Genomic DNA, 19,526 nt, shown 5'->3' with positions numbered 1-19,526 from the left:
AGGACGCCGAGGCGGCCAGCCGTGCCAAGAGCAGCTTCCTGGCCAACATGAGCCACGAGATCCGCACACCGTTGCACGGGATGCTGGGCATGGCCGGGACGCTGGCCGAGGCGCAGCTGCCGCCGAGGCAGCGCCAGCAGGCCCAGCTGGTCTTGCATTCGGGCCGGTTGCTGCTGGGCCTCATCGACGACATCCTGGACTTCTCACGCATCGAGGCCGGCCAGCTCAAGCTCGAATACGTGCCCATGGACCTGAGCGCCATCGCTCGCGAGGCTGCCGCGCTCTTCCAGCCCATGGCGGCGCACAAAGGGCTGGCACTGCGGCTGCACCTGCCCCAGCACGAGCCGGCTCCCGTGCTGGGCGATCCACTGCGGCTGTCACAGATCCTCAACAACCTGCTGTCCAATGCCGTGAAGTTCACGTCCGCGGGAGGCGTGGATCTGTGCCTGGTGCACGAGGCAGGCGAACGCTGGCGCTTCGTCGTGCACGACAGTGGCATCGGGCTCACCGCGGAGCAACAGGCGTGGATCTTCGAACCGTTCACTCAGGCGGATGGCTCCACCACGCGGCGCTTCGGGGGCTCGGGCCTGGGCCTGTCCATCGTCAGGCACCTGGCGCAGTTGCATGGCGGCGAGGTGGGAGTGCACAGCCAACCCGGGCAGGGCGCGGAATTCTGGGTGGTGCTGACGCTGCCAGCGGCGGCCATGGCAGCACCAGCTGGGGCGCATGCACTGGCAGCCCCGGGTGGGTCGGGTGCGTCGACAGCCACGCTGGACGGCAGGGCAGCCCTGGTGGTCGAGGACAACGAGGTCAACATGCAACTGGCGTGCATGATGCTGGAGCAGCTCGGCCTGCAAGTGCACCCTGCCCCGGACGGCGATGCGGCGGTCAAGGCCTATGCGCAGGGTGCCCCGGACATCGTCCTGATGGACATGCACATGCCCATCATGGACGGCCTGGAAGCAACTCGGCGCATCCGCGCTTTGGAAGCCCAACAGGGATGGCCGCGCACACCGATCGTCGCCCTCACGGCCAGTGCGCTGGCCGAAGATCGGCAGCGTTGCAAAGAAGCCGGCATGGATGACGTGTTGGTCAAGCCCTTTGACATGGCACAGCTGATAGCACTTCTCGAACGCTTTTTGCCGTCCGAGGCGCCGGGCACCCGCGGTCTGTGATGCATGCCTGCTGGCTCGGCGCGCAGCTGTCATGCATTGGAACCCCTGTCCGCTCCGGCGCTGAGGCCATGAGTTGCTGCACCGCTTCGATGGCATCGGCATCGTAGTTGCAACCGATGATGAAGCGCAGTTCGGCGCTGTCGCCGTCCAGTACCTGTTCCCCCGCGACCGTGAGCAGCAGATCGATGTCGGTGGCGACGTCCTGCAGCATCTGGACGATCTGCTCAATGCGCTGGATTCCTTGCTGGCGGTCGCGTTCGATGGCCGGGGCTCGGCGCACCGGGCCGAGCTTGTCCCCGGCGTCCACCACCGTTTGCCAAAAGTCGCGTGCCTCGTTTGGGTCCATGGCCTGTTGCGTTGAGCAATCCAGTCCGGGCAGCCGGCTGGCGCCGCCCATGGGAGAAACGATGTCTGTCGCGGCGTGGCACTCTTACGAGCATGTCCGATGCTTTCGATCCCCGGCCACCTCAGGAGCTGCGTGCCTTCTATGACCGGTTCTCGGTGCGCTTTCGCTCGCCCGGCGTGTGCCTTTGCGGTTATCGACTGAGGTGGATTGCCTTCCGTAGCCAGGAGCTTGACCGAGGTATCGAGCGCGCGGTGCTGGACTTGGCTTGGGGCGATGAGTCGGTCACCCGGCAAGCCGAGTTTGTCGCACGTGCCCGTGAAGAAGTCCAGGCAGGGTGCTCGCTGACCTTTGTGGAGGTCGGGCTAAGAAGATCCTACCTCTATGGAAAGGATCAGCCGCTGACGCCGCCGAGGGTCTTGCTGGCGATATCGATGTGGCGCTCTGGCCATCCCTGCGGGCTGCTCGGCCGCATCGAGCTGGATGCCGAGGGCCGCCCAACGGGCTCGGCACAGGCCCCGTCGCCACTGGTGCGCATGGGCGGTTGAGCCTGCGGTCCGGGCAACTCCGGACAGATCACCTTGCAGAGTGTCCGTGGCACTGCCACGGCGTTTTCATGCTGCGACTGCCCGCACAAGGAGAGCAATGGAGGTAGCGAGGATTCCGCTTGGTTGAATTCGATAACGCGTAGCTTCCCGGAAGTAAAACAACCAGGAGGGATCCGAACATGACCGAACTGCACTGACGGCTCACGCCGCCGCCGCAACTCGCCTTGGCAGTCCAACCATCGATGCCACGCGCCGGTATTCGCCGGGCCATGCGGCGCCCGCAACGCTGCGCGCCTACCAAGCCGGCTTCCGCGCTTTGAGGCCTGGTGCGTGTCCGGGTGGGGCGGGCGAGCGGGGGCTGCGCCTTCCCGGTCGCCCTCAAGATGGTGGCGGCGTTCCTGGCCGCTCAGGCCAACGCCGGCGTCAAAGGTGGCCAGCCTCCGGCGCCGCGGCTACGTACGCAGCGGCGAGCCTTTCATGGACCACGCCGACGCCGGGCTGCTGTGAAATCAGTGCGGCCAGATGTTCCGCGCCGATCGGTGATCGGCTGCGCGTCGGTCATCGCCACCGGCGACGCGGCTCCCGCTTGATCCGGGCGGCTGACGCTGGTGCTACGCAGGAGCAGCAGTGCTTCGCATCTTGTCCAACTTGGCGTTCACCTGTTCAAGTCTAGGGAGCAGAGCCTCCACGCGCTTGAGTAGATCGGGGGCAGCAACCCCGTGCTGGCGCTGGTCCTCAATCGCCCGCTCCAGCACCAGCAGCCGTGTCTCCAGCAGCCCACGCATGGCATGCAGCCGGATCAGTTCATCGTGTCGGTCCATGCTGCGGCGCAGCAACAAGTAAGCCTAGCAGCACCCGGGATATGCCCGAGGGTCTACCTGGCTGGTGCTGGAGGCCCCGGGGGCGAAAACGCTACCCACACCCCTTCCCTGGCGTGCATGTCAGCTCACGTTCAAGCCTGTACCCAACATTGCCAGGGCTGCCCAACACGCGGGAGGGGACGAGGACCCGCAGCAAGCGCGAACAGACGCGGTACCGGTGACGTGCCGCAGCTGCGCCAGCATTGCCAGGGCGTGATGTCAGTCGTCGACCCTGGGCCGGCGCAGCTCGGCCAGCTTCTCGTTCACCAAGCGCAGACGATCAAACAGGGACGGCATGCGTTCGGCCAGCTCAGGCGCTGCCCTCACTTGCCAGCGGCACTGCGCTTGAATCCCCTGCTCCAGGAGCACCAACTGGAGTTCCAACACGTTGCGCTTTGCACGCAGCTCACCTGCTTTGTCCATGCAGGCGGCGCTGCAAGGGTTGAGCTCGCCGGCCTCCAGGGCGTGCCCCAGGCTTCCCGGGCTGGCGGTGTCCCTGCACGTCTGGCGGCGGGGAGCTGGTCGGCGGCGCCTTCGAGTTCCCGGTCGTCATCGTGGGCAGCCTGTCACGAAGTCGGCCGGCGCAGGGCTTGGCCCTTGGGTTCCCTGCCCCGCTCGCGCCCCAGAATGCAGCTGCGGTGACCAAGGTTGCCGCGCGCTTCTGCAGCTTTATCGGCCCCGAGTCCGCAGACCGGGGCCCTTTTTTATTGCCAAGCACCAGTGCGGCCATCAGGGCTGGAGCCGCTTGTCGTCAGTGTCCGACTTGTGCTCCCAGAAGGCGCAGCTGTTCTCGGGCTGCCCCACCACGGGCGACACACGCAGGTGCTGGCAGAGGCCGTTGGTGTCGTTGTCAGGCGGCGGCCTGTCGCAGTGGAGGCAGTGCCAGCCCGAGTGCGCCTCGACCTGGGCGGTGAAGTGTTGGCTGGACTGCCGATCGTGAACCGGTAGCCGCGGCTACGTCCGGCGGCGTGCCGCTCTTGCCTGCTCCAACGTCAGCGTCTTGCGCAGCAGACGCAACCTGCTTTCGAAGTCGGCAAGCACGGCTTCTACCTCGGTCGTGTCCTTGCGCAAGGAGATCGACTCGCCGAGCTGGATAGCCTGCGCCGTCACCTGCACCTCGCCGTCGATGAGGCGGAGCCATGCCTGCTCTAGCGGCGTTCTCTCGAGAGGGTGCATGCGCGTCTCCAATGCTCACTGGCTCGGGCGCTGCACAAGCATCCACCTGCCGTTCCGTAAACGCGCTCAGGAAGTGTTTTCGGTTCCCTCCTGCCTGAAGATGGCTCGCCCGAACTGCTGTATGCGCATCCTGGCAACCCGTAGAGGCCACCGGCGCCAGCTGGGAGGGATTCCCCGGTGGGGCCGTGGCCAGCCTGGGTAGCTTTTCCGATTGTCCTGGAGAGCAGCGGACTTCACCGTTGCCAGAGTCCCCGCATGGAACAAGCGGACGAACTGCGTGTAGAGCTGGACGTGCTGGAATTCCGGATGGTGCTGCTGAAACGGATGGTCGAGGACCAGCGCCAAAAAGGGATCGCTGAAGCTGCGCTGGCCGAGCGCATAGCCAGCATGCTGCCCGGCTACGGCTGGTGAACGAGATGCTGGCTGCGATGCGTGGCGCTCCAGCGTAGCCATCAGCACCTGCCGCCGTGAGCCAGGCAGCAGGTGTTGCAGGCTGCAGCAGGTCTCGCGCGTGCGGTACTTGCGAAAATCCAGCGGCACAGCAGCGTCAGGACTCGTGCCGGACGATCGTTTACCTCGCCATTGATTTGCGCGCCTGAGGACTTCTGGCGAGTCCCTGGCCCATCCGCGCGGCCTGTGCCGTCGCGGTCGTCGCTGCCATCGAGGCAGGAGCCGGAACAGCAGCGTGCGCGGCAAGAGCGCCAGCGGCCCGTACTTCAGCGAGTCGGCGCTGTCGTCGCACTGCGCCGGTCACCGGAGCGCAGCATGCTCGCAATCTTGGACCAAGGGAGGATGGGCACCTAGTTGGCGAAGACCCAGCGCGCGTGGCTGGTCAAGCTTTCCAAGTTGTCTCCATTGACCGGCTTGTGCCCTCAAGGTCTTCAGGCCTGCGACTGCCTCAATCGTGCAAGTGCCCTATCCACCGCTGCGCTTTGGCGGACAAGGCGCAGCGGACGAAGTCCGCCAGGCAAGGCAATACGGGATAGTCTTACCAAGGCCGAAACCATGGCATGGCGAGAAAGGCACAGCGCTGATGGACGAGCCAAGATCCGCGGTCTTTGGCATCAGACGGCACAACATCGCCAGCTTTTTCCGCCAGGAGACGACAATTGCTCAACAGCTGGCTGCCGTCTGCACGCCTGCTTTCGGCCGAAGCGTGCGTCTATACCTAACGGTTTTTGTCGTCCAGGGGCTCCTACGTTGACGTTGGCTCGCAGACAGGAGTAGAAGAGCTGAAAACAATCTTGCGCACTTCCCGAGCCGGCAGAGCAATGTCAGTGCCGGGCAGGATCAGCCAGGTGTCCAATCCTCCAATGGCCACCAGTCGATCCGTGAACGGCGGGACCAGCTGCTTCCCCAGCACGGCAGTGCACTTCACTTTCAAGTTGCCGACCATCAGCACCGCCGGCTCCGCCGGCTGTGCCAGCAATGGCTCCAGCACTTGCGCTGCCGTCTCTCCGAAGTGACTGGCGATCTTTTCGATCTCGTCCAGTCGCCAAGGATGCTTGCCCCATGCCCGGCGATAGCCAGCCATGTATTCCATGCCAAGGATCTCGCCGACGACACGGCCGAACTTGCGGCTGCTGACGTCGTGGCGCTGCATCAGCTCGCGGACGCAGCGCGCCCAAGATTCCGTTGATTCTGCAACAGCAAGAGGCTGTTCCTTCTTTTTTGTAATCATTGATGGCGCAACTGTTACCGGGTGCTTGTACTGTGCATTGAAGACGGCTCCTCTTGCTTCGGGACGATTCGCCCTGCGCTCCCTGGGCGGCAGCCTGCAGAGCGAAGTGGTGCGAATGGTAGTGGCCCCACTGAGCATGCTGTCCGCTTTTTTGCTGTCAGAACATTTCGTCACACAGGCTGTATGTGGGCGTCTTGCCTGTCGGTGAGCACTGGCACTAATATTTCTCGCAAAGAAGTTCCGAGGGAAATAGGGCCTGTTTCCTGACTTTCAGGGACAGTGCTCACGCGTAAAGACAGCTTGTTGTAGGAGCTGGCAATGGCGCTATCCCTCAAGTGGATTGCCGCAGCTGCAGTTGGGGTCATCGTGCTTCCAGCCGCAGCAGCAGATGGATGCAAAGTCATCCTCTGCTTGGCGGGGCCGTGGCGTTCGATCCCCGAATGCGTGCCTGATGTGCGCCGAGCGTTGCGCCACGGCATCCCACACTGCGATCAGGCCACCGACGGCAACAACACCACGTATCACAGCTGGGCATCCGCCACGGACTGCCCGCCGCAGTACACGGTCTGGCAATACGACCTCTACGGCAACCGCACAGCAGTGGGCTGCAATGCCGCAGGCGTGGTCAACGTCATCCAGGCCGGCGTCCCATACGTGCGGGTGTGGTGGTTCCCCGACGGCGAAACCACCAGCACCTGGTACAGCGCCGCGGCACGGCTGCAGTACGGACCGTTCATGGATCCCCGCTACGACTCGGACTACTTCGCCTGGCAGGCGACACAGCCGCTGCCGGGCACCGTTCCTTCCGGCAGCGATCAGTAGCAACCCGTCGGGGCTTCCATGGATCTGCTTGCACACATCGAGCGCTGCGCGCCGGATGTTGACTCGTTGACCATGCGAGCCATCGTGCACGTCGAGTCCGGCGGGCACCCCTGGGCGATCAACATCAACGAGGGCTACCAGCTCGTGCGACAACCACGCAGCCAAGCCGAGGCTGCCGTCACGGCTCGTCAACTCGTGCGCCTCGGCTACAGCATCGATGCCGGCCACGGCCAGATCAACTCGTTGAACTGGTCCTGGTTGGGTCTTGATGCGGACAACGTATTTGACCGCTGCACCAATCTGCGTGCAGCCCAGGCGGTCCTGGTGGACTGCTTCAAGCGCGCACCGTCAAGGGATCCTCAGATGGCGCTCAAGGAAGCCCTCTCGTGTTTCAACACCGGCAGTTTCACTGGCGGTTTTCACAATGGCTATGTCACTCGCGTTTTGCGGGCTGCCGCAGCCATTCGGTCTTCAACCTCCCCAAGGAGTGAATGATGAAAGTTGCGGATAAAACCGGAAGCGTGTCCCTGCGGCAAGTCATCACATGGGTGCAGCTCGCCGTCCTGATGGGTGCGCCAGCACTGGCCTGTGCCCAGGGCATCACGCTGCCGGACGAGCCGAAAAACTTGCTGGCGCAGATCGCTGGCTATGTCATTGCATGTGCCGGCGCCTTCGTCACGATCTGCTTCGGCATCTTCGGGGGCAAGTTTGCCGCAGGACGTGCGCACTGGACCGAGGGCGTGCCGGCGGCCGTGGGCGGCGCGATCATGGTTGCCGCCGGCTTGTTCATCGCGGCTTGAGCCCGGCGCAGCACCATGCTGGAGCCTATTTACAAGGCCGCTACGAGGCCAGCTCTGAAGTTCGGTGTTCCACTCAAGGCGGGCTTCTGGACCATCTTTGCTGCCATTCAGGTGGGCATGTGGGGCGCGCTCCTGCTGCACAACGGCTGGATTGCGTTCTTCGCCATCCTGGTGGGAGCGGCGTTGCTGGGATGGATGCGCCTTGCCACCCACAAAGATGATCAACGCATCGACCAGCTGCTCACCGCCTTCTGGTTGCGGTGGGTGCATCTGCGCAGCTCGCGGATCTTCAAATGCCGAAGCTATGGATCCCTCGTCAACGCTGGCCAGTCTGATGACTACATCAATTGATCCGCCCGCCTCTCGGTCCGGCGGCCTAGGTCAGACGCCGCGCATTCTCCTGTGGGACGTGGACCGAGGCAACGGGATTTTCGGGCGCGATGGCGGGCGTTACCGGCGCCTTTGCACAGGTAGCCCTGTTGGCTCAGCAGATGTGCGACAAGCCAGCACGCCCGGGCCGCGATCGCAGCGGGGAGATGATTGATGTGGTTCAAGTTCCCATGGATGGCGCCGTGGCTCACACGGTTCGTGCCGCCGGCGTCCGTTGCCGCGGCTCGCATGCTGCCTTTGGGGCACATCCTGAGGGCCGACACCGTCAAGACCCGCCGGGGCACGTACCTGCGGGCCTGGCGGCTGGAAGGCGTTTGCTGGGAATCGGCCAGCCCTGACAAGATTGCCGAGTATCACGAAGCCATCTGCTCGTTCCTGTCCAGCCTGCCTGGTGGCCACTGGCGCGTGAGCCGCTACCTCGATCAGCGGTACACCTCCGGACGGCTCACCCCGCTCCCAGGTGACTCGTTCGGGGCCAAGCTCGAAAGGACGCTGGCCCGGCTGGACCAGACGAAGCCGTACCTGGAAACCTGCCTCATCACTGTCCTGGAGTACATCCCGCAGCGTGTGCTCGACGGGCTGGGCGACCCGCGCACGCTGGAGCAGGTCGGGCAAGACGACGCACAGGGGATGCGCGAGCTCGACGAACACGGCCTGGTGCTCGAGCGCTCGCTGCGCCAGTTCCGGCCCGCTGTGCTCGGTGAGTATGAGCGCAAGGGTCGGCGCTATTCTCACTTCGCAGAAACCCTGGCGTACTTTGCCACCGGCTTGCGCCTGCGTGTTCGTGCCGACGCCGGGCCGCTGTTTCTCGCGCTGTCTGGAGCGGCCCGCACATCCTTCAAGGAGGGCGCTGTCGAGATTTCGGGGCCGCTTGGCAAGCGCTGGGCGGTGATGCTCGGCATCAACGAATACAAGGATGCGTTCCCCGGCATCCTGAGCGCCTTGATGTTCGAGCGCGTCGAGTTGCTGCAAACGCAGGTCTGGTGGCCGATGCTGCGCCGCGACAGCATCGAAGCACTGCAGAAGCAGCAAAACTACCTCAAGGCGACGGAAGATGTGAGCGTCGAGCAGGGCCGCGCGCTGCTGCAGGCCATGGAGGCCGTGCAGGACGGCATCATCAACATGGGCCACTACGGCTATGTGCTCTCTGTCTTCGGCGCGACGCTTGAAGAGGCAGAAGCCAATGCCAGCCGCATCGCCGCGGCGGTGATGCAGACCAGCGGCATCCAGCTCGCCCGCGTTGATCTGCTGGCCGACAACGCGTGGTACTTCCAGGTACCAGGCAATTTCAACAAGCGACCGCGCATTGCCGAGCTCTCATCACGCGCGGTGGCCGCGCTCGCGCCTGACCACGACACGCTGCACGGCAAGCGCTGGGGACACGCCTGGGGCGAGGCCTGGATACAGAACCGCACTACGAGCAACCGCAAATATCCGTGGAGCCCGCACGCCTCGCATCCCAGGCGCAACGTAGCAGGCCGGCCAGTGGCCGGCAGCATTTGCATGACAGGCATGACCGGCGGCGGCAAGTCGCTGCTGCTGAACCTGATCAATGCGCAGTCCGAGCGCTACGACCCGCGGCCGCGCATCCTGTTATGGGATATGGACCGCAGCAACGAAATCTTCGCGCGGGCCAGCGGATTCGACTACCGCAGAATCCGCGTTGGTGAAGCCACGGGCATCAATCCATTCCAACGGCCCCGCAACAAGGCTATCCGCCCCCGCCACCTGCTGCGCTGGGCTGCCATCGTCCAGGAGTGCCTGGTTGCGCAATCAGACGCGAAGCTGACCGACGCGGAGTATCGCCAGATCGCCACGGCAGTCAAGGCGGTTGCGACACTGCCTTGGCAAAAGCGCGGCCTCAGCGCAGTGCGCCAGATGCTGCTGGCCAAGGGACCGGACGGTGAAGGTTCGAGCCTGCACGAGCGGTTGGCACCGTGGTGCCGCGGTGAAGAACTGGGCTGGGTCCTTGACGGAGAGGATCGCCTGCCGGATGCCAGCGACGCGGACCGCATTGCGTTCGACTTTACGGAGTTTCTGAACAGCAAGCGCATCTGCGGCCCACTCGTCGCTGCGCTGACCGACTACTCCACGGAGATGATCGACGGGCGCCGAATCATCGTTGCGTGCGAAGAAGCCTGGAAACCGCTGGACAACGAGCGCTTGGCGGCCATGTTCGAGAAGTTTCAGCTCACCGTGCGCAAGCTGCACGGCTTGTGCATCAACGTGACACAGCAGCCGACGGCGTTCATGAACTCGCGCGCCGGCCAGACGATGGTGAACCAAGCCGCGACCTTCATTGCCCTGGCCGACGAGCAGTCAACCTTTGATGTTTATGGCCGCATGGGCTACTCGGCCGAGGACGTGGACATCATCCGCACGCTGCGCGAGGGGGGCGTTTACCGGTTCCTTCTGCGCCAGCCCGCCGTGGGCCCGTCCATCGTGCTGGAGCACGACCTGACGGGCATTGAGCCCATCGACGGGGTGGACCCCATCGTCATTCTGTCCGGTGAGCCCGAGCACGTCGAGCTGCTGGACGAGATTCGCGACCGTGTGGGTGACAACCCGAAAGACTGGATGCCGCTGCTGGGCCAGGCCGTGCGGGATCTGAAGGCGCGCCAAACGGGCGCACGTTGATTGGAGGTGCGCAATGAAAAGGGCTATTGCCGTGATGGCGGCGCTCACCTGTGCTCTGGCCCAGGCTGGAGTTCCATTGCCTCCGAAACCAGAAATTCCTGCCGAGCCGCTGCCGAACCCTTGGGGTAATGGTACTCGGTGGACTGCGTATGTGATTCGTACAGATCGCGGGATGGTGGAGTGCCGACGGCCTTATATCGACTCAACATGCCGCCCGTACGTGCGCGGCCAGGATCGGCGTCCACGTGCATTTGTGCGGCTCGAAGGAAGCCGCTGGCTCAAATGCCCGGATGCGGTGAGCTTAGATAAATGCGTGGGGATTCGTGACCTTCCTAACACCCGGGTGCAGGAGTAAAGGCTATGGGTGACGTACCAGTATTCATGTGGGTTGGCAATGCTGTTGACCATTTGGCTTTGGGCTACCTCACGAACATTACATCCAAACTGGCAGCTTGGTTGACCGGCATTTCAGCGGCAGGCATGGCCTTGTGGTTAGCCCTTACGGGAAGCGCAACGGCAAGCGGCCTCGTTGCAAACCCTGTGGGTACGCTGACTTCACAGGCATTCAAGAAGGTGTGGGTTCTAGTGTTCGCGTGCAACGCAGCTCTGTTTGCAGGAGTCGCTGTCACCGGTACAGACGCAATGGCCAACGGCTTCACCGCGCTCTTTGCACCGGGAGACACACCTTTAGATGGCGGAGGTGGTACCAATCCATCGGTATGGACCGTGTTGCAGGACTTCGATGCCCAAGCCTGGGGCTTATTGGTCAAGATTTCCAAGGCCAATGCACTCACCCTTTCGCTGCCAATTTACTTGCTGGCCATGGCATTGATTGCCGTTGGCAACTTGGCGCTGGAGTGTATTGCGCTGTACGTCTGCATGGTGGCAAAAATTCATCGCACGTTCGTGCTCGCAATCGGCCCTCTGTTCGTCCTCACTCTTTTGCACAAAGAAACGTCAGGATTTTTCAAAGGCTGGCTGCACATGCTGCTTTCGACGGTTGTGCTCTTGTGGATGGTGTTTTTTGCGCTGGGATTCTCGATGTACATCAGCGGGCACATAGCTGAGGGCGTAACCGATGGGATAGAGGCCGACAACCTTATCAAGTTGGCCGGCTCCTACTGCGTGATCATGGTTGGATTGGCATTTGTGCTGCTCAATGCGCCGGCGTGGTCAGCCGCAATGACCGGTGGCGCCCCGATGCAGCTCGGCACCAGCGTCATGCAGTCGGCCGCCAATACGTATTTGCTCGCCCGAGGCGGCGCCAATGGTGGCTCCATGCCCAACCTGCCCAACACCGCGGGCAGCCACGTGCCGTACGCGTTGGGGCACATGGCCGGAAATGCCGTCAACACGGCCTACCAGCGCATGGCGGCCTGGGGCCGTAGCCGCTCGTGATTCAGCTGGAGATCGCCATGAAGTCGTCAACGTCTACCGTTGCTGCCGTGAGCCTTTCGTTCGCCGCGCTCATGACAACCCAGTCGGCCCGCGCTCAGATACCCGTGACCATAACATCGGATCTTCCGGGCAGCATCCATTGGGCTCAGCAGCTCATCGACAACGGCAAGTCGCTCCTGTACCAACTTGACCAGCTCGACCGCATGGACCGGGATTTCGGGGCCGTGACGGGCAACCGGGGCATGGCCGGCTTGCTGCGCGACAGCCGCTACGACAACTACGTGCCGCTCAACGCCCTGGAGCAGCTGGCCGATGTGGCGGCGCGCGGTTTCGCAGGCCTGACGCCTGAAGCCCGGGCGTTGATGCCGCCGGGCATGCTCGACCGGTGCTCCAGCCTTGCGGAACGACCGCGCTCCGTCTGCGAAACCGAGATCGCCCGCCCGTACGCCAATGCGCAGCTGCTGCGCCGTTCGCTGGCTGCCCAGAGTGGCCGGCTGGGGCAGATCCAGAAACTCACGGATGCGATCTCGGCCGCCACGGACCCGGCCGCCATTGCACAGCTCAACGCCAGGCTGCAGGGCGAGCAGCTGGCTCTGACGCACGAGAACAACCGCATCACGGCGCTGACGGCGTCTGTCGAGAACGACCAACGCATCGCGCAGGCCAACCAGCACTCCACCACTATGGAAATGCTCGACCGTCCGGGCGGCCTTCGCATTCGCGTTGAGGAGCCGTGAGATGACTTCCCAGCAAGCAAGCGACGATCTGCCCGAAGTGGGCCTGACGCAGCAGCAGCAGGCCGCGCTCATCGAGCACATCCAGGGCCGCATGGACCGCACCTGCCGGCGCACGACGTGGATGGCCACCGGCGCAATGCTGTTCTGCATGGCCGCCGTGGTGGTGGCTTATTTGTGTTTCAAACCCATTCCCGTGCCGTTCGAGATCAACGACGGCGTGGTGAACGTGCACACCACGCTGGACATCGACCGCATGACGCAGCAGGAGGCGTTGGACCGCGCTGATCTCAAGCGCTACGTCGAGGCCCGCTTCCGCTACCTGTGGTGGTTCGCCGAAGAGGACCGCCAGTTGGTCAGCCGCCTCTCCACCGAGGAGGTGTTCGCCGTGTATGACCGCCAGCTGCGCGGCGACCAGGCGCGCGGCGAGGAAGGGCTGATCCGCAAGTACGGCGACAAGCTGCGCCGGAAGGTGAAGGTGGCCCAGCCGCGGCTGCTCGGGCCCAACGGCGCCGGGCTGCGCGTGGCCGAAGTGGCGATCACGGTCACCGACACCTGGCTCGATGGCCGCGCTGCCGGCGAACAGCCGAGACCCGAGCGGTACATGGTCCGTATCAAGTACACGCGCGAGCTCAAGATGCGGCTGCGCCAGGACGAGCGCGACGACAACCCCTTCGGGTTCCTGGTGCGTGCCGAGCAGTCCGATCTGGACTACGGCGACGCGGCCCCTGCGGGCAAGATTGCAAGGGCCATCCCGTGAAAGCCGCCGCGCTTGCCCTGCTCGCCGCGGCAGCGCAGGCCGCGACGGCTGCGCCGATCTCGGAGGTGGTGTATGACCCGAAGCAGGTCATCCGCATCCCGGTCGCCAGGGGTGTCCCGACCCACGTCCTGCTGGAACCGGGCGAGACGATCACGACGGATCTGGCGGCCGGGCTCGCCTCGGTATGCCGCAGCGCGGCCAAGAACAGTGTCAGCCCTACCACCCAGGGCGGCGCCGATGCGCCGCCAATGGACGCGTGGGACCTGTGCGGACCGAAAGGCCAGGGCTCGATCTTCGTCAAGCCCGTGGGCCCTGCGACGCTGCCCAACCCGGTCGCGTTCCAGACGAATCGCAGGAACTATGCCCTGCAGTTCGACGTGGTGGCGAACCCGGCGCAGGCCTCACGCCGCGTCGAGATCCGCTCGGCACCGGCCGGGCAAGCCGGCGGGCCTGACCAGGACATGCGGCGCCGTCTGGCGGCCGCGCAGGAGATGCTGCCCACCGAGCAAGAAATTATCGAACAGCGCCTGTCGCTGCGGCCGATCGTCGCCAACGGCGACTACTCCAAGGCGTGGGGCCAGGGCTCCGAGGACATCGTGCCCGCCGCGGTGTGGGACGACGGGGCCTCTACGTATCTGGAGTACCCGGGCCACATGCCGGTGCCCGCGGTGTTCGAGGTCTTGCCGGGAGGCAAGGAACAGCAGGTCAACCCGCGCTTCGACCCCCGCTTCAACCTGCTGGTGGTGGACCGCGTGGCGCGCGGCCTGATGCTGCGCCGGGGCGACTCGCAGGTGGTCTCCATCACCAACCAGGCGTTCGACGTGCAGGGCCGCGGCGCGCCCAAGGGCAGCGTGGCCGAGGGCGTGCAGCGCATCGTGCGCGACAAGCGCACCGGCGGTTTCCGGGAGGACGGGCGATGAGCACAGCACAGGCAACCGTCAACACGGTAGAGCCGGCCAAACCCGTGGATGCCGTCGATATCCCCCGCGTCGCCGACTTGGCGCAGCAGCGCTGGTCGCGCCGTAAGACGAGGCTCACCCTGAGCCTGCTGGGCGCGGCGACACTGGCAGCCGGCGCGGGCGTGTGGTGGATGAAGGTCTATGGCCTGCAGTCGCTGCTGCCGCTGCCCAAGGCCGAGCAGGAGGCGCCCAAGCCGGCATCAAGCACTTCCCGCGGCAAGCCGGCGCGGATGCCGGATCCTGGACCAGCACAAGCCGCTGCGTCCCCTGCCCCAGCCCAAGCACCGGCACCGGCGCCAGCAGCTCCCAAGCCCACCGTGCCCGCGCCGGACGAGGACATCGAGCCCATCTGCATCAAGGGCCAGCCCTGCAACCAGCGCGCGGGTGGGCAGCGCGCCGGCGGCTCGGGTGGACAGGCCCGGCCGCGCCAGGTGCGCGACCCGAGGGATGCACCGATGATGGTCATCTCGGGCCTGGGCAACATGCTGGTGCGGGTGGCCGACAGCGGGCCGGGCTACTCGCAAAGCGATACCGCCGCCGAGCGCGCCCGGCTCATGGAGCGGCTGGCAAACAACCAGCGGCAGCTCGACCGGGCCATGCAGCAGATCGAGGCGGCACAGAACGCACCCGCCCCGCAGCAGCCGGGGGCAGCCCCGGCAGCGCCCGCAGCGCCTGTACCTTGGCAGCCCCATGCGCCGGTGGTGGCGCCTGGCATTGCGGCTGCAAATGCCGGTGCTGCCGGGCAACGCCGCCCGTTCGAAGCGACGGTGGAAGCGGAGCAACTGCCCAACGACAGCTTGATGCTGCCGCCGCGCAGCATCGAGTGCAGCATGCTCATGAAGGTGGCCACGGCGATGCCGGGCGATTTCCGCTGCATGGTCACGCGCGACGTGCGCGGCGCCGATGGGCAGATCACGCTTATCGACCGCGGCTCGATCATCTACGGCCGCTACAACGCATCGAACGTGCGGATCGGCACGACCGCCATTGCGCTCGATGAGCTCTGGGTGCTGACGCCTGCGCCCTACAGCGTGCGCGTGCGCCTGGATGCGATGGCCGCTGGGCCGCTGGGCGAAGGCGGCGTGCAGGGCCGCATCGACAACCGCTGGGGCCAGCGTGTGGGCCCGGCGCTGTTCCTGAGCGTGTTCAGTGACGCGGCCCGGGCGCTGATCCAGGGCCGGGACGACAACCAGGGCAACACGGTCGTCATCGGCACGGGTGCGCTCAATACGGGCGACCGCCTGGCGCAAGAGGCGCTGCGGCAAACCATGAACATCCCTTCCATCCTGACCAAGAACCAGGGCGACACCGTCTTCGTCGAGACGCTGTCTCCGATCTCGTTCCAGAGGGTCTACCAGCTGCGGGCGACGCGCGCCGCTCGCTGAATCTCGAGGTGGCAGCCATGGGCTCAGACGATTTCACGTTCGGCCAGGCCGAGGACTATGCGCTGATGGTGCGCCACCTGCTGCAGCCGCTGCAGCCGTGGCTGGACCAGGACGATGTGCTGGAGATCTGCGTGAACCGCCCGGGCGAAGTCTGGGTCGAGCGGCACGAGGGATGGGACGCGCCGCATGCCGTGCCGGCGCTCACTTTCGACCGCTGCGTGCAGCTGGCCATTGCCGTTGCAACATCCACCAGCCAGATCGTGGGCAGCGCGCATCCCCTGTTGGGCGCCGTGCTGCCCGATGGCGAGCGCGTGCAGTTCGCGCTGCCCCCGGCGGTGCCGCGCGACACGGTGTCCGTCACGATCCGGCGCCCGTCGAGCCGACTGCTCACGCTCGACGACCTGGCCGCCGGCGGCCTGTTCCAGCGCGTGGTGCCGCCGTCGAACGACCTGCAGCCGCACGAGAAGGACTTGCGGCAGCTGCTCAAGCGCGGCCTGGTGCCGGAGTTCCTGAAGCTCGCCATGGTCACCAAACAGAACATGCTGGTGGGTGGGCATACCGGCTGCGGCAAGACCACCGTCCTCAAGGCCCTGGCCGAGCTCATCCCGCTGCATGAGCGGCTGTTCACCGTCGAGAGCGCGGCCGAGCTGCTGACGCCCCACCACAGGAACGCCGTGCACCTGTTCTGGAGCGATGGCGGCCAGAGCGTGGCCGACGTGACGCCGCACGACCTGCTGATGGCTGCACTGCGCGGCCGGCCGGACCGTGTGCTGCTCGCTGAAACGCGCGGGCCCGAGGCGTACTACATGATCCGCTTCGGCATGTCGGGCCACCCGGGGAGCATGACGACGCTGCACAGCAAGACGCCACGCATGGCCTTCGACCAGCTGTCGATGATGGTGCAGGAGTCGCCGCAAGGGCGCGGCATTCCGGACGCCAAGGTCGAGCAGCTGCTCAAGAGCAACATCGACATCGTGCTCCAGTTCGGCAACGACGGCAGCGGCCGCTTCGTGCAGGAGATCTGGTACGACCCCGAAGGCAAGCGCGACGTCGCGCCGGAGGCAAAGCCATGAAGCTGCCACGCCCCAAGCTGCCGAAGTCGTGGAGCTTCCCGAACTGGCTCACGCCCCGGCGTGTGGCCATGGCTGCCGCGCTTGCCGGTGCGACCGTCGCGCTGGCCGCCGGGGGCACCTGGGCCAGCGGCGCCACGTTCAACGCCCTCAACCTGAGCAACCCGGGCCGCGCGCAGCTCGGCAGCATCTGGCGGTACTGGGACAAGTACGGCAGCGATGACGGCATGCGCAAGAAGCTCGTGGGCTCGATGGCGCTGGGCTACGGCATGGCTTTCGGCCTGCCGCTCGTAGCCTGGGCCTTTGCCCGGCAGGGACGGCCGCTCTACGGTGCCGCGCGCTTCGCCACCGTCGGCGAGATGGAGGCCTACGGCCTGTTCAAGGGCGACGGCATCATCATCGGCAAGGTCGGGAGCCGCTACATCAGCTACCCCGGCGAGGAGTTCGTGCTGGTGAGCGCCCCGACGCGCTCAAAGAAGACACAGGGCGTCGTGCTGGCCAACGCCATCGAATGGCGGGAGTCGCTGCTCGTCATCGACATGAAGGACCTGGAGATCTTCGAGGCCTCGGCGGGTTGGCAAGCCAGGATGGGCAAGAAGATTGGCGTGTGGTCGCCCTATGACGACGGTGGGCGCACCGGGCAGCACAACTTTCTGACCTACATCCGCCCCGACGCGGCGCACGTGGTTGGGGACCTGTTCGAGCTGGCCTACTGGTGGTTCCCGGACGCGCCGGACGGCCAGGGCAGCAGCGCCAACTTCTTCCAGGCGCAGTGCCGCAACCTGATTGTCGGGCTGGGGCTGGTCCTGCTGGAGACGCCCGAGACGGAGATGCCGCGCACGATGGGCCAGATGCTGCGCTTGGCCAGCGGCGGCGGCGAGCAAGGGCTACGCGATCACATCGAAGGGCTCATCACCCAACGGCACAAGGCCGGCAGGCGCCTGTCCGCCTCCTGCGAGCGTTTCCTGGGTCGGGTGCTGAACTGCAGCGACTCGCCAGAAACCTTCGTGTCGATCTTCACCACTTTCACCGGCGCGCTGTCAATGTTCGACGACCCGCTGGTGGACGCGGCCACCAGTGGCTGCAGCTTCGACGTCTCGCGCCTGATGTACGAGCCCATGGCGTTGTACGCGCACGTGCCCTTCGGCAAGCTGGAGCAGTCGCGCATCCTGCTCAATGCCTTCCTGTCGCAGGTCGTTAGCCTCAACAGCAAGCGGCTGCCCAAGAACGACCCGCTGCCGCGCATCAAGTGCCTGGGTGTCTTCGACGAGCTGACGGTGGCCGGGCGCATCAACGTCTACGCGGAGGGCATCGGCTTCCTGGCGGCCTACGGCTGGCGGTTCCGCAGCGTCTGCCAGACGCAGGCGCAGCTGGCCATTCCCTACGGCGACAAGGGCGCGGAGATCATTGCCGACAACCACGGCTGCCAGATCATCTTCGCGCCCCGGCGCGAAACGACGGCCGAAGCGTACGCCAAGGACCTGGGCACGCTCGACGAGCGCGTGCGCTCCCACAGTCGCAACACCGGTGGCCAGGGCACGAGCACGGGCGAGAACGTCACGATCCAGCGCCGCAACCTGCTCACGCCCGACGAGATTCGCTACCTCGACGAGGACAAGCTGATCGCGCTGTTCCGGGGCCTGCGGCCGGTGCTGGCGGACAAGGCGTATGTCTACGCGGACGCGCTTCTGAAGGACCGCGTCATCGCGCCGCCCGAGATCCCGGCGCTCAACCTGGCCGCCCACATCGCCCGCGTCGAGATGCGCTGGCGCGCGCTGAAAGCCGGCGAGGGCGAGACCGAGCTGATCCCCGTGGAGGAGCTGCACGGGGTGAAGGTGCCGCCACGGCCGCTTGGTGGCGTCGTGCCGCCCGAGCAGGTCGATGCGTTCATCGACGACTTCTTTGATGGCGGCCTGGGCGATGCGCCTGCCGCCGCCGCCGTGGTGGCTGCAAGCAGCGAGAACTGGGTGGAGGAAGGCGACGAGCCCCCGCCGCTGGCCGTGGTGCGCCAGGCACCGGCGAGCCCGGCGCCAACGACAGCGTCGCAGGAGCCCGCAGGACTGCACGGGGACCTTGACATTGGTGTTCTGGATCATCCGACGGAAGGAGTACCTAATGAAGAGCCGACTGACGCTGCTCGCGGCGCTGACAGCGACGCTGGCGCTGGTGGGGTGCGGGACGCCGCCGAAGGCGCCGATGCCGGACGAGCGCACGCGCAGCCCGGCAAACGATCCGGCAAGGCTGGAAATGCTGGACGCGGCCGGAAAGATCCAGCGGGCAACGGCGGATCTGGTGGCCGCGGCGCGCGCGTCGGCGGCCGAGCGGCTCGCCGCTGAGGACGCTGTCCCGATGCGGCCGGCGGCGCTGCGCCCGGCCCGCGGCGGGCTCTCAGCAGCGGCCGCCGGCGGCAACGTCGTCTACACGTACCGCTTCCCCCTGGGCAGCACGAAGCTGGAGCTGCCGCCGGCGGCAGCGGCTCAGCTGGTGGCCGCGGCCAGGCAGGCGCAGCTGGTGGTGCTGCGCGGGCGTACCGACTCGGCCCGCGACGACGTGGCGAACGCCCGAGCGGCCCAGCGGCGGGCGGAGGCTGCGCAGCTGCTGCTCATCAAGGGCGGCGTGCCCATGGACCGCATGCGGCTCACGTACCAGGGGGCGGGCGACTTCGTGGCGCCCAACACGACGCCCGACGGACGGGCGTTCAACCGCCGCGTCGAGATCGAGCTGTACCCGGTGCGACCCCAGGCTATCGAGCCGCCCGAGCCGCCGGCCGTCATCGCGGCGCAGTGAG

The 19,526-nt window shown here is 65.8% G+C and carries 21 protein-coding genes; 17 read left to right on the top strand and 4 right to left on the bottom strand.

Annotation, left to right across the window (positions count from 1 at the left end):
• From H537_RS54810 to H537_RS0137875, 3 genes are all read left to right on the top strand, one after another.
• Positions 1 to 1,175 (top strand): ATP-binding protein (locus tag H537_RS54810; RefSeq protein ID WP_043461999.1); only part of this gene is annotated, 1,175 nt, incomplete at its 5' end.
• A 73-nt stretch (positions 1,176 to 1,248) separates the two neighbouring features.
• The gene (locus tag H537_RS0137880) at positions 1,249 to 1,536 is read left to right on the top strand and encodes a hypothetical protein (protein WP_029002005.1); all 288 of its coding nucleotides are present in this window, start codon (positions 1,249 to 1,251) and stop codon (positions 1,534 to 1,536) included.
• A 77-nt stretch (positions 1,537 to 1,613) separates the two neighbouring features.
• A complete protein-coding gene (locus tag H537_RS0137875; RefSeq protein ID WP_029002004.1) occupies positions 1,614 to 2,066 on the top strand; it encodes a hypothetical protein in 453 nt (150 codons plus the stop codon).
• 611 nt (positions 2,067 to 2,677) lie between these two features.
• On the opposite strand, the gene H537_RS54060 is transcribed toward H537_RS0137875, so the two are convergent.
• The 3 genes from H537_RS54060 to H537_RS0137855 form a co-directional block, all read right to left on the bottom strand.
• Positions 2,678 to 2,887 (bottom strand): hypothetical protein, encoded by a 210-nt coding sequence (locus tag H537_RS54060; protein WP_156902217.1) that lies wholly within the window; start codon positions 2,885 to 2,887, stop codon positions 2,678 to 2,680.
• A 258-nt stretch (positions 2,888 to 3,145) separates the two neighbouring features.
• The gene (locus tag H537_RS48080) at positions 3,146 to 3,349 is read right to left on the bottom strand and encodes a hypothetical protein (RefSeq protein WP_043461996.1); all 204 of its coding nucleotides are present in this window, start codon (positions 3,347 to 3,349) and stop codon (positions 3,146 to 3,148) included.
• 531 nt (positions 3,350 to 3,880) lie between these two features.
• A complete protein-coding gene (locus H537_RS0137855; protein ID WP_029002003.1) occupies positions 3,881 to 4,102 on the bottom strand; it encodes a hypothetical protein in 222 nt (73 codons plus the stop codon).
• Positions 4,103 to 4,357: 255 nt separating this feature from the next.
• Between H537_RS0137855 and H537_RS54055 the strand changes: the two genes are divergently transcribed.
• Positions 4,358 to 4,513 carry a hypothetical protein gene (locus H537_RS54055; protein WP_156902216.1) on the top strand — a complete coding sequence of 52 codons (156 nt, stop codon included), beginning with the start codon at positions 4,358 to 4,360 and terminating at the stop codon, positions 4,511 to 4,513.
• Between the two features lie 784 nt (positions 4,514 to 5,297).
• Here H537_RS54055 and H537_RS0137845 read toward each other — a convergent pair.
• A complete protein-coding gene (locus tag H537_RS0137845; RefSeq protein WP_169517184.1) occupies positions 5,298 to 5,783 on the bottom strand; it encodes a helix-turn-helix domain-containing protein in 486 nt (161 codons plus the stop codon).
• Between the two features lie 318 nt (positions 5,784 to 6,101).
• Between H537_RS0137845 and H537_RS48075 the strand changes: the two genes are divergently transcribed.
• The 13 genes from H537_RS48075 to H537_RS54805 all read left to right on the top strand — a co-directional run bounded on the left by H537_RS48075 (position 6,102) and on the right by H537_RS54805 (position 19,525).
• A complete protein-coding gene (locus H537_RS48075; protein ID WP_156902214.1) occupies positions 6,102 to 6,605 on the top strand; it encodes a hypothetical protein in 504 nt (167 codons plus the stop codon).
• 18 nt (positions 6,606 to 6,623) lie between these two features.
• Positions 6,624 to 7,100, top strand: a complete 477-nt coding sequence (locus tag H537_RS48070) for a lytic transglycosylase domain-containing protein (protein ID WP_064736126.1) — start codon at positions 6,624 to 6,626, stop codon at positions 7,098 to 7,100.
• Complete coding sequence (locus H537_RS0137830) at positions 7,100 to 7,405, top strand: TrbC/VirB2 family protein (protein WP_156902213.1); 306 nt, start codon at positions 7,100 to 7,102, stop codon at positions 7,403 to 7,405. Before H537_RS48070 ends, H537_RS0137830 begins: the two co-directional genes overlap by 1 nt.
• 15 nt (positions 7,406 to 7,420) lie before the next feature.
• The gene (locus H537_RS50135; RefSeq protein ID WP_051244588.1) at positions 7,421 to 7,756 is read left to right on the top strand and encodes a VirB3 family type IV secretion system protein; all 336 of its coding nucleotides are present in this window, start codon (positions 7,421 to 7,423) and stop codon (positions 7,754 to 7,756) included.
• A gap of 192 nt (positions 7,757 to 7,948) precedes the next feature.
• Positions 7,949 to 10,432 carry a VirB4 family type IV secretion/conjugal transfer ATPase gene (locus H537_RS0137820; RefSeq protein ID WP_043461994.1) on the top strand — a complete coding sequence of 828 codons (2,484 nt, stop codon included), beginning with the start codon at positions 7,949 to 7,951 and terminating at the stop codon, positions 10,430 to 10,432.
• Between the two features lie 360 nt (positions 10,433 to 10,792).
• Positions 10,793 to 11,830: a TrbL/VirB6 family protein gene (locus H537_RS51985; protein WP_084151270.1), complete on the top strand. Its 1,038-nt coding sequence runs from the start codon at positions 10,793 to 10,795 to the stop codon at positions 11,828 to 11,830.
• Between the two features lie 17 nt (positions 11,831 to 11,847).
• Positions 11,848 to 12,567: a type IV secretion system protein gene (locus H537_RS0137810; protein WP_156902212.1), complete on the top strand. Its 720-nt coding sequence runs from the start codon at positions 11,848 to 11,850 to the stop codon at positions 12,565 to 12,567.
• Between the two features lies 1 nt (position 12,568).
• The gene (locus H537_RS0137805; protein ID WP_029001997.1) at positions 12,569 to 13,324 is read left to right on the top strand and encodes a VirB8 family type IV secretion system protein; all 756 of its coding nucleotides are present in this window, start codon (positions 12,569 to 12,571) and stop codon (positions 13,322 to 13,324) included.
• Positions 13,321 to 14,244, top strand: coding sequence for a TrbG/VirB9 family P-type conjugative transfer protein (locus tag H537_RS48060; protein WP_051244587.1), 924 nt, complete (start codon positions 13,321 to 13,323; stop codon positions 14,242 to 14,244). The genes H537_RS0137805 and H537_RS48060 overlap by 4 nt, the downstream gene beginning before the upstream one ends.
• Positions 14,241 to 15,668, top strand: a complete 1,428-nt coding sequence (locus H537_RS0137795; RefSeq protein WP_043461993.1) for a TraB/TrbI/VirB10 family type IV secretion system protein — start codon at positions 14,241 to 14,243, stop codon at positions 15,666 to 15,668. The genes H537_RS48060 and H537_RS0137795 overlap by 4 nt, the downstream gene beginning before the upstream one ends.
• Positions 15,669 to 15,685: 17 nt before the next feature.
• The gene (virB11, locus tag H537_RS0137790; RefSeq protein WP_051244586.1) at positions 15,686 to 16,741 is read left to right on the top strand and encodes a P-type DNA transfer ATPase VirB11; all 1,056 of its coding nucleotides are present in this window, start codon (positions 15,686 to 15,688) and stop codon (positions 16,739 to 16,741) included.
• The gene (locus H537_RS48055; RefSeq protein ID WP_051244585.1) at positions 16,738 to 19,074 is read left to right on the top strand and encodes a type IV secretory system conjugative DNA transfer family protein; all 2,337 of its coding nucleotides are present in this window, start codon (positions 16,738 to 16,740) and stop codon (positions 19,072 to 19,074) included. The genes virB11 and H537_RS48055 overlap by 4 nt, the downstream gene beginning before the upstream one ends.
• On the top strand, positions 18,986 to 19,525 hold the full coding sequence (locus H537_RS54805; protein ID WP_051244583.1) for an OmpA family protein: 540 nt from the start codon (positions 18,986 to 18,988) through the stop codon (positions 19,523 to 19,525). The genes H537_RS48055 and H537_RS54805 overlap by 89 nt, the downstream gene beginning before the upstream one ends.
• The last annotated feature ends 1 nt before the right edge of the window (position 19,526 follow it).

The organism is Azohydromonas australica DSM 1124 (assembly GCF_000430725.1).
Taxonomy (GTDB): domain Bacteria; phylum Pseudomonadota; class Gammaproteobacteria; order Burkholderiales; family Burkholderiaceae_C; genus Azohydromonas; species Azohydromonas australica.
This window is presented reverse-complemented; position numbering and strand designations above follow the sequence as displayed.

Excerpts from the sequence above, each read along its gene's own strand:
- H537_RS54805 (WP_051244583.1), top strand. The coding sequence starts at position 18,986 with ATGCTGGACGCGGCCGGAAAGATCCAGCGGGCAACGGCGGATCTGGTG.
- H537_RS54060 (WP_156902217.1), bottom strand. The coding sequence starts at position 2,887 with ATGGACCGACACGATGAACTGATCCGGCTGCATGCCATGCGTGGGCTG.
- H537_RS0137805 (WP_029001997.1), top strand. The coding sequence starts at position 12,569 with ATGACTTCCCAGCAAGCAAGCGACGATCTGCCCGAAGTGGGCCTGACG.
- H537_RS48055 (WP_051244585.1), top strand. The coding sequence starts at position 16,738 with ATGAAGCTGCCACGCCCCAAGCTGCCGAAGTCGTGGAGCTTCCCGAAC.
- H537_RS51985 (WP_084151270.1), top strand. The coding sequence starts at position 10,793 with ATGGGTGACGTACCAGTATTCATGTGGGTTGGCAATGCTGTTGACCAT.
- H537_RS48080 (WP_043461996.1), bottom strand. The coding sequence starts at position 3,349 with ATGGACAAAGCAGGTGAGCTGCGTGCAAAGCGCAACGTGTTGGAACTC.
- H537_RS50135 (WP_051244588.1), top strand. The coding sequence starts at position 7,421 with ATGCTGGAGCCTATTTACAAGGCCGCTACGAGGCCAGCTCTGAAGTTC.
- H537_RS0137795 (WP_043461993.1), top strand. The coding sequence starts at position 14,241 with ATGAGCACAGCACAGGCAACCGTCAACACGGTAGAGCCGGCCAAACCC.
- H537_RS54055 (WP_156902216.1), top strand. The coding sequence starts at position 4,358 with ATGGAACAAGCGGACGAACTGCGTGTAGAGCTGGACGTGCTGGAATTC.
- H537_RS0137875 (WP_029002004.1), top strand. The coding sequence starts at position 1,614 with ATGTCCGATGCTTTCGATCCCCGGCCACCTCAGGAGCTGCGTGCCTTC.
- H537_RS0137820 (WP_043461994.1), top strand. The coding sequence starts at position 7,949 with ATGTGGTTCAAGTTCCCATGGATGGCGCCGTGGCTCACACGGTTCGTG.
- H537_RS48070 (WP_064736126.1), top strand. The coding sequence starts at position 6,624 with ATGGATCTGCTTGCACACATCGAGCGCTGCGCGCCGGATGTTGACTCG.
- H537_RS0137845 (WP_169517184.1), bottom strand. The coding sequence starts at position 5,783 with ATGATTACAAAAAAGAAGGAACAGCCTCTTGCTGTTGCAGAATCAACG.
- H537_RS0137830 (WP_156902213.1), top strand. The coding sequence starts at position 7,100 with ATGAAAGTTGCGGATAAAACCGGAAGCGTGTCCCTGCGGCAAGTCATC.
- H537_RS0137855 (WP_029002003.1), bottom strand. The coding sequence starts at position 4,102 with ATGCACCCTCTCGAGAGAACGCCGCTAGAGCAGGCATGGCTCCGCCTC.
- H537_RS0137810 (WP_156902212.1), top strand. The coding sequence starts at position 11,848 with ATGAAGTCGTCAACGTCTACCGTTGCTGCCGTGAGCCTTTCGTTCGCC.
- H537_RS48075 (WP_156902214.1), top strand. The coding sequence starts at position 6,102 with ATGGCGCTATCCCTCAAGTGGATTGCCGCAGCTGCAGTTGGGGTCATC.
- virB11 (WP_051244586.1), top strand. The coding sequence starts at position 15,686 with ATGGGCTCAGACGATTTCACGTTCGGCCAGGCCGAGGACTATGCGCTG.